At 70.1% G+C, this 14604-nt stretch carries 9 protein-coding genes; 7 read left to right on the top strand and 2 right to left on the bottom strand.

Annotation, left to right across the window (positions count from 1 at the left end):
* Window positions 1-122: 122 nt before the first annotated feature.
* From OG711_RS10530 to OG711_RS10510, 5 genes are all read left to right on the top strand, one after another.
* Window positions 123-1484 carry a diaminobutyrate--2-oxoglutarate transaminase family protein gene (locus tag OG711_RS10530; RefSeq protein ID WP_073789374.1) on the top strand — a complete coding sequence of 454 codons (1362 nt, stop codon included), beginning with the start codon at window positions 123-125 and terminating at the stop codon, window positions 1482-1484.
* A 300-nt stretch (window positions 1485-1784) separates the two neighbouring features.
* Complete coding sequence (locus tag OG711_RS10525) at window positions 1785-3758, top strand: IucA/IucC family protein (protein ID WP_405673141.1); 1974 nt, start codon at window positions 1785-1787, stop codon at window positions 3756-3758.
* 28 nt (window positions 3759-3786) lie between these two features.
* Entirely contained in the window at window positions 3787-4509 is a 723-nt protein-coding gene (locus OG711_RS10520; protein ID WP_405673139.1) for a GNAT family N-acetyltransferase, read from the top strand.
* A gap of 153 nt (window positions 4510-4662) precedes the next feature.
* On the top strand, window positions 4663-6594 hold the full coding sequence (locus OG711_RS10515; protein ID WP_079184788.1) for an IucA/IucC family protein: 1932 nt from the start codon (window positions 4663-4665) through the stop codon (window positions 6592-6594).
* A gap of 40 nt (window positions 6595-6634) precedes the next feature.
* Window positions 6635-8611: an ATP-dependent DNA helicase gene (locus tag OG711_RS10510; protein WP_329559132.1), complete on the top strand. Its 1977-nt coding sequence runs from the start codon at window positions 6635-6637 to the stop codon at window positions 8609-8611.
* A gap of 96 nt (window positions 8612-8707) precedes the next feature.
* Here OG711_RS10510 and lexA read toward each other — a convergent pair whose 3' ends face one another.
* On the bottom strand, window positions 8708-9493 hold the full coding sequence (gene lexA / locus OG711_RS10505; protein ID WP_073789380.1) for a transcriptional repressor LexA: 786 nt from the start codon (window positions 9491-9493) through the stop codon (window positions 8708-8710).
* A 717-nt stretch (window positions 9494-10210) separates the two neighbouring features.
* Between lexA and nrdR the strand changes: the two genes are divergently transcribed.
* Both nrdR and OG711_RS10495 read left to right on the top strand, forming a co-directional pair.
* Window positions 10211-10756, top strand: a complete 546-nt coding sequence (gene nrdR, locus OG711_RS10500; RefSeq protein ID WP_099279514.1) for a transcriptional regulator NrdR — start codon at window positions 10211-10213, stop codon at window positions 10754-10756.
* A gap of 166 nt (window positions 10757-10922) precedes the next feature.
* Window positions 10923-13820 carry a vitamin B12-dependent ribonucleotide reductase gene (locus OG711_RS10495; protein ID WP_073789384.1) on the top strand — a complete coding sequence of 966 codons (2898 nt, stop codon included), beginning with the start codon at window positions 10923-10925 and terminating at the stop codon, window positions 13818-13820.
* A gap of 225 nt (window positions 13821-14045) precedes the next feature.
* Here the strand turns inward: OG711_RS10495 and OG711_RS10490 are convergent, their stop codons facing one another.
* Window positions 14046-14582 carry a TerD family protein gene (locus OG711_RS10490; RefSeq protein ID WP_073789386.1) on the bottom strand — a complete coding sequence of 179 codons (537 nt, stop codon included), beginning with the start codon at window positions 14580-14582 and terminating at the stop codon, window positions 14046-14048.
* Window positions 14583-14604: the final 22 nt, after the last annotated feature.

Here is a 14604-nt window from a genome sequence, read left to right as displayed (position 1 = left end):
CCCGTGATCCCCGGCAACTCCCGTCGTTGGTACGTACGGGGGACTCGCTGACGGCGTTCATCCCCCTGCCCACCCGCCGCTCCGGCGGGCAGACGACATCCGCAGCGGGAGGAACAACAGCCGTGGCCATGACCGAGCCCGCGCCCTCGGCGGTGACCACCGCCCATGAGGGCATCCTCCGCAGACAGTCGGCCCGGGAGTCGGCGGCACGCACCTACGCCCGTGCACTGCCGATCGTGCCCGTCCGGGCTCGGGGGCTGACCATCGAGGGCGCCGACGGGCGGCGCTACCTCGACTGTCTGTCCGGAGCGGGCACCCTCGCCCTCGGCCACAACCATCCCGTCGTCCTCGAAGCCATCCGCAAGGTGCTCGACTCCGGTGCGCCCCTGCACGTCCTCGATCTCGCCACCCCCGTCAAGGACGCCTTCACCACCGAACTCTTCCGCACCCTGCCCGAGGAGTTCGCGCGCCGGGCCCGAATCCAGTTCTGCGGCCCGGCCGGTACGGACGCGGTGGAAGCCGCCCTGAAACTCGCCCGGACGGCCACCGGCCGCGACGGACTCCTCGCCTTCACCGGCGCCTACCACGGGATGACCGCGGGGGCGCTCGAAGCGTCCGGCGGCGCACGCGACGTACGGGTGACCCGGCTGCCCTATCCACAGGACTACCGCTGCCCGTTCGGGACCGGCGGACCTCACGGCGCCGAACTCTCCGCGCGCTGGACGGAGTCCCTTCTCGACGACAGCAAGTCCGGTGTCCCCCGGCCCGCCGCCATGATCCTCGAACCCGTCCAGGGCGAGGGCGGCGTCATCCCCGCCCCGGACGACTGGATGCGCCGGATGCGTGCCGTCACCGCCGCCCGCGACATCCCCCTCATCGTGGACGAGGTCCAGACCGGGGTCGGCCGTACCGGAGCCTTCTGGGCCGTCGAGCACAGCGGGGTGACGCCCGACATCATGGTCCTCTCCAAGGCGATCGGCGGCAGTCTGCCGCTCGCTGTCATCGTCTACCGGGACGACCTCGATGTCTGGGGACCGGGCGCCCACGCCGGCACCTTCCGCGGCAACCAGCTCGCGATGGCCGCGGGCACCGCCACCCTCGCCCATGTCCGCGAGAACGGGCTGGCCGAACGCGCCGCGCAGCTCGGTGCCCGGATGCTCGCCCAGCTCCGGGCCCTCGCTGCCGAGCAGCCCTGCATCGGTGACGTCCGGGGCCGTGGCCTGATGATCGGGGTGGAACTGGTCGACCCTGCGGCAGCGGTGCTCACCGCCCCGGGCCCACCACCCGCCGCCCCTGAACTCGCCGCAGCCGTCCAGCGAGCATGCCTTCGACGCGGTCTGATCATCGAGCTCGGCGGCCGTGACGCCAGTGTCATCCGCCTTCTCCCGCCTCTCAATCTCACCGACGAACAGGCGTCCGCCGTGCTCGACCGACTGGCCGACGCGATCACCACCACCGCCCGCACCCTGTCCACCGGACGCTGACCAGCCATGCCCCCGAGCCTCTCCCCACCTGCCCGCTCACTCCACGACCAGGCACCCAGGGCCCGGACCTGAGCCCCAGAGATCACGCCCAGGCCGGCTCCAGGGAGCAGGCCGGCCTCAGGTCCAGGTCGGCCCCAGGACCGGTCACGCGGTCCGGCGCACCGGGAGCCGGCGCATGTAGCTCGTCCCGACTGCCCCACCCCCACCCCGCCGCATTCCCGGACCCCCGCAGGAAGCCAAGAAGACTGAGTAACCGGGCCCGTCGTCGCACAGGCCGGACAAACCTCCAAGGAAGCCCTCGTGAACGCCAACCCCGCACCCGATCACCCTCCCCACCTCTCGGTACGGGGCCGGAGCGCCGTACCGTCCGTGTCGGTGGCGGAGCCCCGTACGGTTCCCCGGCAGAAGGGGGGAAGCCACGGGACGGAACGGCTGCGTGGTGCCACCGCCGACCTGCTCGACCACCCCGACCCCTGGATCGCCGCCCAAGCCGCGGCCACCGAGAACCTCCTTCGCTGCTGGGTCCGGGAGCTGAATCTGACCGCCCCCGCACACGGCGTCCTGCGCATCCCCCTTCCGGCGAGTGCCACCGCCCTTCTCGTCGCCGTCCGGTACTGGTCGGCCAGCGGATGGCACCGCTTCGGCCCGCCCTACTTGGAAGGCGCCCCCGAGACGGCGCCGCCCATCGACGCGGTGACGCTGGCCGCACTCCTCGGCCGTGAAGCACCCGGCCACACGGACACCACGGACCTCGCCGGACGGGTCGCGGACTCGGTCCGCCGCACCTCGTCCTTCGTCACCGACCGACGGCACCGACCCGAGGACGGCCCCGACACCTTCCTCGCCGGCGAGCAAGCGCTGCTGCTCGGACACCCCCTGCACCCCACCCCGAAGAGCCGCGAGGGTCTCTCGGACACCGAATCGGATCGCTACTCACCCGAGCTGCGTGGCTCCTTCCCCCTGCACTGGCTCGCCGTCGCCCCTTCCGTGCTGGCCGGTGACTCGGCCTGGACCGAACGCGGTCGCGCCGTCCCCGCGCCGCAGCTCACCGCCCGTCTCGCCGGTACCACCCTGCCCCTGCCCGACGGCTGGGCCGCGCTCCCCCTGCACCCCTGGCAGATGCGGGAGCTCACCCCGCGTCCCGATGTCGCGGACCTCTTCGACTCCGGACTCCTGCGCGACATGGGCGCCCATGGCCCGGCCTGGTTCCCCACCTCCTCCGTGCGAACGCTCTACCGGTCCGGCGCCGCCGCCATGCTCAAACTGTCGCTCGGACTGCGGATCACCAACTCCCGCCGGGAGAACCTCCGCAAGGAACTCCACCGCGGAGTGGAAGTGCACCGACTGCTCCGCAGCGGACTCGCCGAGCAGTGGCAGACGACCCACCCCGGCTTCGACATCGTCCGAGACCCGGCCTGGCTCGGTGTGACCGGAACCGACGGACAAGCCGTGGCCGGACTCGATGTGATGATCCGCCACAACCCGTTCACCAGCGATGTCGCCGCGATCTGTGTAGCCGGGCTTGTCTCACCCAGGCCCACAGGCCACACCACCGACCGGCCCCATGACCAGCCGACCGTCCGGGACAGGACCGGACCGCTACCAGGAACCCCTGGCCGGACCCCGGACCCCTCCGCCGGCCCGATGCGCTCCCGACTCGGTGAGATCATCACCCGGCTTGCCGGACGCACCGGCCGACCACGCGGAGCGGTGGCCACCGAGTGGTTCCTGCGGTACCTCCACCATGTGGTCCGTCCGGTGCTGTGGCTCGACAGCGAAGCGGGGATCGCCCTGGAAGCACACCAACAGAACGCCCTCCTGCTGCTGGACCACGACGGCTGGCCCATCGGCGGCCGGTACCGCGACAACCAGGGCTACTACTTCCGCGAGTCGCGCCGCGCCGAACTCGACCGCAGACTCCCCGGCATCGGGGAGCAGAGCGACACCTTCGTCGCGGACGCCGTCGCGGACGAGCGCTTCGCCTACTACCTCGCCATCAACAACGTCCTCGGTCTGATCGGCGCCTTCGGGTCCCAGCGGCTCGCGGACGAGCGACTGCTGATCGCGGCCTTCCGCCGCTTCCTCACCGACGCCGCCACAGGACCCACCCGACTGCGCTCCTCCTTGCCACCACTGCTGTTGGACTCCCCGGTCCTGCGCTGCAAGGCCAACTTGCTGACCCGACTGCACGGCCTGGACGAACTCGTCGGCCCGGTCGACACCCAGTCCGTCTACGTCACACTCACCAACCCCCTTCATCTCTGTGGAACATGACCGCTCCCTCCGCTGAGAGGACGCCACCGTGCCACCCACCGACGCCCAGCCCGCACCCGGTGTCGACCCGGTAGGGGAGACCCTCGACCCTCGCACCCCCCGTTCCGTGCTCCGGCCCGGACAAGGACCCGACGGTGCGACTCCGGCGACAGCACCTGCTGGCGACGACCTCCTGAACGGTCTGGCCGACTGGTGCCCCGCCACCACCCCGGCAGGCAGCTTCCGGCTGGTCCCCGTCTCGCTCGGCCGGGACCTTCCGCTCATCACCCACTGGATAAACGCGCCCGCTGTCGACGCCTACTGGGAACTCGCCGGCCCCCCGTCCGTCAGCGAGCGGCATCTGCGCCCCCAACTCGACGGTGACGGACGCAGCGTCCCCTGTCTCGGCGTCCTCGGCACCACCCCCATGAGCTATTGGGAGATCTACCGGGCCGACCTCGATCCGCTCGCCGATCACTACCCCGCCCGTCCTCATGACACAGGTGTTCACCTCCTCATCGGTGGAGCCATACGCCGCGGACGCGGGCTCGGCTCCTTACTGATCAGGGCCGTCGCCGACCTCATCCTCGACCATCGGCCCGCCTGCTCCCGGGTGGTCGCGGAGCCGGATCTGCGCAACATCCCCTCCGTCACCGCCTTTCTGCGAGCGGGGTTCCGACTCACCGCCGAGGTGGCCCTCCCCGACAAACGAGCCGCACTGATGGTCCGGGACAGATCCCCTGACGATCCGCTGTGCCCCCATCACTCCTAGTACACCGCCCGACCCGATCCGGTTCCGCCCCGAGGAGCACCCGTGCCGAGTCCGTACGCCGAACAGCCCTCCGGCGCCGTAGTCCCGCCGACCGTCCCACCCGAGCTGACCAGCGAGAACTGGGCCCGGGTGGGCCGACGCCTGCTGGCCAAGATGCTCGGGGAGTTCGCGTACGAGGAGATCATCCGGCCGGTGCCGGGCGTGGACCCTGCCCCGCTCCCGGGCCACGGAACGTCTCCGGTCCAGGGATTTCTCCCCGGCGGGGAACCCCTGGCGGGCCACGGCACGCCGCCCGCTCACCACGGCTCGCCGTCCGCCCGCATGTCGTTCCCGCACCACGGACCCGTGCCACCCCCGCGCACCGACGACGACCTCCACGGCGACATCGCCCCGCCCTACCTCCTGCCGGACCGCGCCGAGCGATTCGCGCCCTTCACCCTGGTCCTCGACGCGCCGACCACCCACCTGACCTTCCACGCCCGCCGCTACGCCTACGACAGCTGGCAGGTGGACCCCGAGACGATCACCCTCACCGAGGCCGGGGCGTGGCCCAAGCCGTTCGGTGATCCGCTGTCGTTCCTCGCCCGGGCGCGCAAGACCCTCGGGATCGATGGCGCGACCCTCGGCCATGTGATCCGGGAACTGACCGCCACCCTCGCCGCCGACGCGCGGCTCGACCACTTCGCGCTCTCGGCGGCGACCCTCGCGGACCTCTCGTACGCGGACCTCGAAGGGCACCAGACCGGTCACCCCTGGCTCGTCCTCAACAAGGGCCGTATCGGGTTCTCGGCCACCGACACGAAACGCTGGGCCCCGGAAGCGCGCACCCCGGTCACCCTGCCGTGGCTCGCCGTCCGCCAGGACCTCGCCACATACCGGGGCGTGAGCGGCCTCGACAGGGCCGCCGACCTCTATGCCGCGGAGCTGGAGCAGCAGACCCGGGACACGTTCGCCGCGACCCTCCGGGCCAGGGGGGTCGATCCGTCCGGCTACCTCTATCTGCCGGTGCACCCCTGGCAGTGGGACGACATCGTGCTGACGCTCTTCGCCCCCGCGGTGGCCGCCGACGCGATCATCCCGCTCCCCACCGACGGTGACCAGCGGCTGCCCCAGCAGTCCATCCGCTCGTTCCTCAACGTCACCCGACCCGACCGGCACACCCTCAAACTGCCGTTGTCCGTCCTCAACACCCTCGTCTGGCGCGGGCTGCCCACCGAACGCACCCTCGCGGCTCCCGCCGTCACCGCCTGGATGCTGGGGCTGCGGGACTCCGACCCGTTCCTACGGGAGGAGTGCGGCGTGGTCCTGCTGGGCGAGGTCGCGTCGGTCACCGTCGAGCACCCCGTCTACGACACCCTCCGGGAGGTGCCGTACCAGTACAAGGAACTGCTCGGCGCGATCTGGCGCGAACCCCTCGGCCGGCACCTCGCCCCGGGCGAACGCGCCCGTACCCTCGCCGCACTGCTCCACACCGACCCCGGCGGCACGGCCTTCACCGCGGAACTCGTCGCCCGCTCCGGCCTGCCCCCGCACACCTGGCTGCGCCATCTCTTCGCCGCCCTGCTGCCACCGCTGCTGCGGTTCCTCTACAAGTACGGCACCGTCTTCTCACCGCACGGCGAGAACGCCATCGTGATCTTCGACGAGCGGGACGTCCCGGTCAGGCTCGCGGTCAAGGACTTCGTGGACGACGTCAACGTCAGCTCCGAGGCCCTGCCCGAGCACGCCACCATGCCCGACGAGGTCCGCGAGGTGCTTCTCACCGAGCCGCCCGGATACCTGATCCAGTTCATCCACTCCGGGCTCTTCGTCGGCGTCTTCCGCTACCTCGCGCTCCTGTGCGAACAGCAGCTCGGTGTGCCGGAGGCCGACTTCTGGTCACTGGTACGGGCCGAGATCCTCCGGCACCAGACCCGCTTCCCGGAACTCAAGGAACGTTACGAGACGTTCGACCTGCTGACCCCCGAGATCGCCCGCCTGTGCCTGAATCGGAACCGACTGCACCTCGACGGCTACCGGGACCGCGCCGAGCGCCCCCACGCCGCCGTCCACGGGACCGTGCCCAACCCGCTGAGCGGCACGTGACCGGCGCGTTGTCAGTGGTGCCCCGTAGGCTGGTCGGCCTATGACGAAGCCCTCACTCCCCGACCTCCTGCATGCCGCCGTCGACGCTGTCGGCGGTACGGAGCGCCCCGGCCAGGTGACCATGGCCGAAGCCGTCGCCGAAGCTGTCGACGACGGCTCCCACCTGCTGGTCCAGGCCGGTACCGGCACCGGAAAGTCCCTCGGCTATCTGGTCCCGGCCCTCGCCCAGGGCGAGCGTGTCGTCGTCGCCACAGCGACCCTGGCACTCCAGCGGCAGCTGGTGGAACGCGATCTTCCGCGTACGGTCGACGCGCTGCATCCGCTGCTGCGCCGCCGCCCCGAGTTCGCGATGCTGAAGGGCCGGTCGAACTACCTGTGTCTGCACCGGCTCCATGAGGGCATGCCGCAGGACGAGGAAGAGGGCCTCTTCGACCAGTTCGAGGCGGCGGCACCCACCAGCAAGCTCGGCCAGGACCTCCTGCGGCTGCGCGACTGGTCCGGCGAGACCGAGAACGGCGACCGCGACGACCTCACCCCGGGCGTCTCCGACCGTGCCTGGGCACAGGTCTCCGTATCGTCCCGGGAGTGCCTCGGCGCCTCACGCTGCGCGTACGGGGCGGAATGCTTCGCGGAGATGGCCCGGGAGCGCGCCAAGCTGGCCGAGGTCGTGGTCACCAACCACGCGCTGCTCGCCATCGACGCCATCGAGGGTGCCCCGGTGCTGCCGCCGCACGAGGTGCTGATCGTCGACGAGGCCCATGAGCTCGTCTCCCGGGTCACCGGTGTCGCCACGGGCGAGCTGACCCCCGGCCAGGTCAACCGTGCCGTCCGCCGCTGCGCGAAGCTCGCCGACGAGAAGGTCGCCGACCAGCTCCAGACCGCCGCCGAGGGCTTCGAACGGGTCATGGAGCTGGCGCTGCCGGGTCGTCTGGAGGAGGTCCCGGAGGACCTCGGATACGCGCTGATGGCCCTGCGGGACGCCGCGCGGAACGTCATCGTGGCGCTGGGCTCCACACGCGACAAGTCCGTGCAGGACGAGGACGCCGTCCGCAAACAGGCCATCGCCTCCGTCGAGACGGTCCACGCGGTCGCGGAGCGGATCACCCTGGGCTCCGAGTACGACGTGGTCTGGTACGAGCGGCACGACCGTTTCGGGGCCTCCCTGCGGGTCGCTCCGCTGTCGGTGTCCGGGCTGCTGAGGGAGAAGCTCTTCGCCGAACGCTCGGTGGTGCTCACCTCCGCGACACTCAAACTGGGTGGCGACTTCAACGGCGTGGGCGCCTCCCTCGGACTCGCGCCCGAGGGCACGGCGACCGCCGAGGGCGATCAGCCCGTCTGGAAGGGCATCGACGTCGGCTCGCCCTTCGACTACCCCAGGCAGGGCATCCTCTATGTCGCCAAGCATCTGGCCCGGCCCGCCCGTGACGGCGACCGCGCCGACATGCTGGAGGAGCTCACCGACCTGATCCAGTCCGCCGGTGGCCGCACCCTCGGGCTCTTCTCCTCGATGCGCGCCGCGCAGAACGCCGCCGAGGAACTGCGCTCGCGCATCCCCGAGTACCCGATCCTTCTCCAGGGCGAGGAGACACTGGGCGAGCTGATCAAGAACTTCGCGGCAGACCCCCGGACCTGTCTGTTCGGCACGCTGTCCCTCTGGCAGGGGGTCGATGTGCCGGGCCCGAGCTGCCAGCTCGTCGTCATGGACAAGATCCCCTTCCCGCGTCCCGACGACCCGCTGATGAGCGCGCGCCAGAAGGCGGTGGAGGAGGCGGGGGGCAACGGCTTCATGGCGGTGGCCGCCACCCACGCGGCGCTGCTGATGGCCCAGGGGGCGGGTCGTCTCGTCCGGGCCTCCGGCGACCGGGGGGTCGTCGCCGTCCTCGACTCCCGGCTCGCCACCGCTCGCTACGGCCGCTACCTCAAGTCGTCGCTGCCCGAGTTCTGGTACACCACGGACCGTAATCAGGTACGTCGCTCGCTCGCGGCGATCGACGCGGCGGCGGACGACGCCAAGTAGCCGACCAGCGTTCGCGGGCAAGAACAGACCCCGGAACCAGGCGCAGGAGGTTCCGGGGTCGGCCAGGGGGAGTGGGCGTGTGGCCCGGGGGAACGGTCAGACGCGTCGGAGTACTGCCACGACCTTGCCGAGGATCGTCGCCTCGTCGCCGGGGATGGGCTGGTACGCGGAGTTGTGCGGCAGCAGCCAGACGTGGCCGTCCTCGCGCTTGAAGCGCTTCACGGTCGCCTCGCCGTCCAGCATCGCGGCGACGATGTCACCGTTCTCCGCGACGGGCTGGCGACGCACGGTCACCCAGTCACCGTCACAGATGGCCGCCTCGATCATGGAGTCACCGACGACCTTGAGCACGAAGAGCTCACCGTCACCCACGAGCTGCCGGGGGAGGGGGAACACATCCTCGACGGACTCCTCGGCGAGGATCGGGCCACCGGCCGCGATCCGGCCGACCAGCGGGACGTACGACGCGGCGGGCTTGCCCGCGGTGTCCGTGGGCTGCGCGGTCGACTGGTCGGAGCCCCGTACCTCGTACGCGCGCGGGCGGTGGGGGTCACGGCGCAGGAAACCCTTGCGCTCCAGGGCCATCAGCTGATGGGCCACCGATGAGGTGCTGGAGAGGCCCACGGCCTGGCCGATCTCCCGCATGGACGGCGGATAGCCCCGCCGCTGCACGGAATCCCTGATCACCTCGATGACGCGGCGCTGCCGGTCGGTGAGGCCCGAGCTGTCCGCGCGGATGCCTGGAGGTCGCCCGGGAAGGGAGCGGGCGGGCTTGGGCCCCTCCGGGTTCGTGGCTGCGTCTGTCATGGCGTGCACCGCCTCAAGTCGGCCCCGGGTACGGTCCTGGGCGGTGATCGTGGCGCTGTTTGCGGTGGTGGTCATCTCGGCGGCCCCTCTCGAATGTGCTCTCCCTAGCTAGCCAACGGTAGTTGCTTTCGAAAGGTTGCGCCAAACACACGTTCGAGTGAAAAACCGGGGAGAGACTGACGCGATCGCATGTCCAGGTGTATGGACGACAGTCGGTCGCTTGAGCGGCCCGACGTGGCCCCCGCCGCGCTTCACCGCCGGGGCGGGCTCGCGCGAGGGCTCCGTACCGGGCCTCAGTCTGCCATCCTGGTCGGCGTCGGCAAGGAGGCGCCCCTGCCCTCGGCCCGGGACCCGGTGTCGCTACGGTGGGTGGGGTCCGGACGTCGGTCACTCTGTGTGGCCGCCGCCCCGATCGGGGAGTGTTTCGCCCTGTCCGGTCGGCCCGTGCCGCCCGGAGCGGTCGTCCCCGATCCGGTGGAGTGCGGGCCGAGGTGCCGTGCCGGGCCGAGTGCCGCCCGATGGCGGCCGGTCATGGGGGCGGTGCGGTGGCGCGCGTCCTGAATGCCCGTACTGGGGCGGCCGGCCTCGCCGGGAGGCTGTCGGATCACGACACGCGCAGACGGCGAATTGCGGCCAAACCCCAGATCTAGTGGTTGGATTGCGACAGCAGCCCAGAAGTTGTGGTCCCGAGGTCTTCGCCTCTCCGGTCATCGCCTATGCTGGGGGCTGCTTCGAGGGACCTGCGGGTTCCGCGAGGCCATGGAGACGTGCCGCGAAGGAGGCTTGGACGTAATGCACTGCCCCTTCTGCAGGCACCCCGACAGCCGTGTCGTCGACAGTCGTACGACCGACGACGGTACGTCGATCCGCCGACGCCGTCAGTGCCCGGACTGCTCCCGTCGTTTCACGACAGTGGAGACGTGCTCACTGATGGTGGTCAAGCGCAGCGGAGTCACCGAACCCTTCAGCCGGACGAAGGTCATCAACGGCGTGCGCAAGGCATGCCAGGGACGGCCCGTCACGGAGGACGCCCTCGCCCAGCTCGGCCAGCGGGTCGAGGAAGCGGTGCGGGCCACCGGGAGCGCCGAGCTGACCACCCACGACGTGGGACTGGCCATACTCGGGCCCTTGCAGGAACTCGACCTCGTCGCCTATCTGCGTTTCGCGTCCGTCTACCGGGCGTTCGATTCGCTGGAGGACTTCGAGGCCGCCATCACCGAGCTGCGGGAGCAGCCGGACCGCTCACCCGCCGCAGGCGCGGGGGCGGAGGCCGAGGCCACCGGGCGCGCGGCGGGGCGGACGGCGGACGTTCCCGCACCCGCCACGGCCGGCGGCTGACACACACGCCGGACCGGGTGGGGTCACCCGGGGCGACCGGACGGTCGACGGCGACCACAGATCTGCCGGGGGCGGCACAGTGAAGCCTCCGGTGCGTACACATCACACCGTGCCACGGGAAGAACGAGGCACTTCAGGGCGTTATCGCCCGATACAGGGAGGCGGCATGACAGAGACGGCGAGCGGCCCGGCGCGGGGTTCCCGTGCCAAGGGGGCGAAGGCCACCAAGGGGCTGCGTATGGAGCGCATCCACACCAGCCCGGGTGTGCACCCGTACGACGAGGTGGCCTGGGAACGCCGTGATGTCGTGATGACCAACTGGCGCGACGGCTCGGTCAACTTCGAGCAGCGCGGCGTCGAGTTCCCCGACTTTTGGTCGGTGAACGCGGTCAACATCGTCACCAGCAAGTACTTCCGCGGTGCCGTGGGCACTCCGCAGCGTGAGACCGGTCTGCGGCAGCTCATCGACCGCATCGTGAAGACGTACCGGAAGGCCGGTGAGGACTACAAGTACTTCGCCTCTCCCGCCGACGCGGAGATTTTCGAGCACGAACTGGCTTACGCCCTGCTGCACCAGGTGTTCAGCTTCAACTCTCCGGTGTGGTTCAACGTCGGTACCCCTCAGCCGCAGCAGGTGTCCGCCTGCTTCATCCTGGCCGTCGACGACTCCATGGAGTCGATCCTCGACTGGTACAAGGAAGAGGGAATGATCTTCAAGGGGGGCTCCGGGGCGGGTCTGAACCTGTCGCGCATCCGTTCCTCCAAGGAACTGCTCTCCTCCGGCGGCAACGCCTCCGGCCCGGTCTCGTTCATGCGGGGTGCCGACGCCTCCGCGGGAACGATCAAGTCGGGTGGCGCCACCCGTCGCGCGGCCAAGATGGTGATCCTCGATGTCGACCACCCCGACATCGAGAACTTCATCGAGACCAAGGTCAAGGAGGAGGAGAAGATCCGCGCCCTGCGTGACGCGGGCTTCGACATGGACCTGGGTGGCGACGACATCACCTCCGTCCAGTACCAGAACGCCAACAACTCCGTCCGGGTGAACGACGAGTTCATGCGGGCCGTCGAGAACGGCGACAAGTTCGGCCTCCGCGCGCGGATGACCGGCGATGTCATCGAGGAGGTCGACGCCAAGTCCCTCTTCCGCAAGATGGCCGAGGCCGCGTGGGCCTGCGCCGACCCGGGCATCCAGTACGACGACACGATCAACCAGTGGCACACCTGCCCCGAGTCCGGTCGTATCAACGGCTCGAACCCGTGCAGCGAGTACATGCACCTGGACAACACGTCGTGCAACCTCGCCTCGCTGAACCTCATGAAGTTCCTGAAGGACGACGGTCAGGGCAACCAGTCCTTCGAGGCCGAGCGTTTCGCCAAGGTCGTCGAGCTGGTCATCACCGCGATGGACATCTCCATCTGCTTCGCCGACTTCCCGACCCAGAAGATCGGTGAGAACACCCGGGCCTTCCGCCAGCTCGGTATCGGCTACGCCAACCTCGGCGCCCTGCTGATGGCCACCGGTCACGCGTACGACTCCGACGGTGGCCGGGCCCTCGCCGGTGCGATCACCTCCCTGATGACGAGCACCTCGTACCGCCGCTCCGCCGAGCTGGCGGCCGTGGTGGGCCCGTACGACGGGTACGCGCGCAACGCCGAGCCGCACCAGCGGGTCATGCGGCAGCACGCCGACGCCAACACCAAGGCCATCCGCGTGGACGACCTGGACAGCACGATCTGGGCCGCCGCCACGGAGGCGTGGCAGGACGTGATCCGCCTGGGCGAGAAGAACGGCTTCCGCAACTCGCAGGCGTCGGTGATCGCCCCGACCGGCACCATCGGTCTGGCCATGTCCTGCGACACGACCGGCCTGGAGCCCGACCTGGCCCTGGTCAAGTTCAAGAAGCTCGTCGGCGGCGGCTCGATGCAGATCGTCAACGGCACCGTGCCGCAGGCCCTGCGTCGGCTCGGCTACCACGAGGAGCAGATCGAGGCGATCGTCGCCCACATCGCCGATCACGGCGTTGTCGTCGACGCTCCCGGTCTGAAGCAGGAGCACTACGAGGTGTTCGACTGCGCCATGGGCGAGCGCTCCATCTCCGCGATGGGCCATGTCCGCATGATGGCCGCTATCCAGCCGTGGATCTCCGGCGCTCTCTCCAAGACCGTGAACATGCCCGAGTCCGCCACCGTCGAAGAGGTCGAGGAGATCTACTTCGAGGCGTGGAAGCTGGGTGTGAAGGCGCTCGCGATCTACCGCGACAACTGCAAGGTCGGTCAGCCGCTCTCCGCGAAGAAGAAGGAGACCGCGAAGGCCGAGATCACCGAGAAGACCGAGGGCACGATCCGTGCCGCGGTCGAGAAGGTCGTCGAGTACCGCCCGGTGCGCAAGCGGCTCCCGAAGGGGCGTCCCGGCATCACCACGTCCTTCACCGTGGGCGGCGCCGAGGGTTACATGACCGCCAACTCCTACCCCGACGACGGGCTGGGCGAGGTCTTCCTCAAGATGTCCAAGCAGGGCTCGACCCTCGCGGGCATGATGGACGCCTTCTCCATCGCGGTCTCCGTCGGCCTCCAGTACGGGGTGCCGCTGGAGACGTACGTCTCGAAGTTCACCAACATGCGCTTCGAGCCCGCCGGGATGACCGACGACCCCGATGTCCGGATGGCGCAGTCGATCGTCGACTACATCTTCCGACGGCTCGCGCTGGACTTCCTGCCCTTCGAGACGCGCTCCGCGCTCGGCATCCACTCCGCCGAGGAGCGTCAGCGTCATCTGGAGACGGGCTCGTACGAGCCCACCGAGGACGAGGTCGACGTCGAGGGTCTGGCCCAGTCGGCACCCCGCCAGACGGAGCCCCTGAAGGCGGTCGTGACCCCCAAGGCGGAGTCGCCGGCCGTGCAGCCCGCTCCTCAGCAGGCGCACACCAGCGCCGAGCTGGTGGAGATGCAGCTCGGTATCCAGGCGGACGCACCGCTGTGCTTCTCCTGCGGGACGAAGATGCAGCGCGCCGGCTCGTGCTACATCTGCGAGGGATGCGGCTCGACCAGCGGTTGCAGCTGACCGTGTGAGGTCCGGACCCGTCTCGGCGGGGCCGGACCGGGCCGGGGGGGGGGGGAGCACACGACGACGTGCTCCCCGCCCCACCGGCATTCCCGAGCGGTTCCGCCTTGGTGCCGAGGCTTTCCGCTCCGGCCGCGGTGACCCGTTTACGCGATGCCGGTCGGCTGTGCGATGCCGGTCGGCGCGGCCCCCGCTCACGCCCCACCGCCGTGGACGACGAACGGCTCAGGGATTCATCACTCGGCCCATCTGCTCCGCGAACGACGCCGGATCGGCGTCGAACCCCTGGACGATCCGGCGGTACTGCCAGGCGCCCGAGGAGTCCCGGGTGAACTCGGCCACCGTCGTCGCGTTCCGCTCCCGGACCTCGACGAAGTCGTGCTGAGCGATGTCCGTCGGGCCGGTACGGATACGGACCGAGGCGTTCACGATGTCGCCGAAGGTCAGCTCCTGGGCGGGCTGCTGGATGGCGACCCCCACGACCACGCGCTCGAACCTCGGGGCGAGCCGGTCCAGTTCGAGGATCATGACCTCGTCGTACCCGAAGCCCTGGCCGGTACGGCTGTCACGGTTCAAGGTGATCGTGCCGTCCGGCGAACGGCTGCCGAAGTACACCAGGTACTCGGGGGAGCCGTAGGGCGCGTCCTTGGCGTACGCCGCCGCGATGATGTCGAGATCGTGCGCGGACGTACCCGCGGGACTCGGGTCCCACCGGACGCCCACTTCCACTTTCGCGAGCCCCTTGTTGAGTCCGCCGCTCACCAGTTCCCCCTCCGGTCGAGGT

The organism is Streptomyces uncialis (assembly GCF_036250755.1).
Lineage (GTDB): Bacteria > Actinomycetota > Actinomycetes > Streptomycetales > Streptomycetaceae > Streptomyces > Streptomyces uncialis.
The sequence above is the reverse complement of the archived record's forward strand: the minus strand, read 5'-3'. Positions and strand labels throughout refer to the sequence as shown.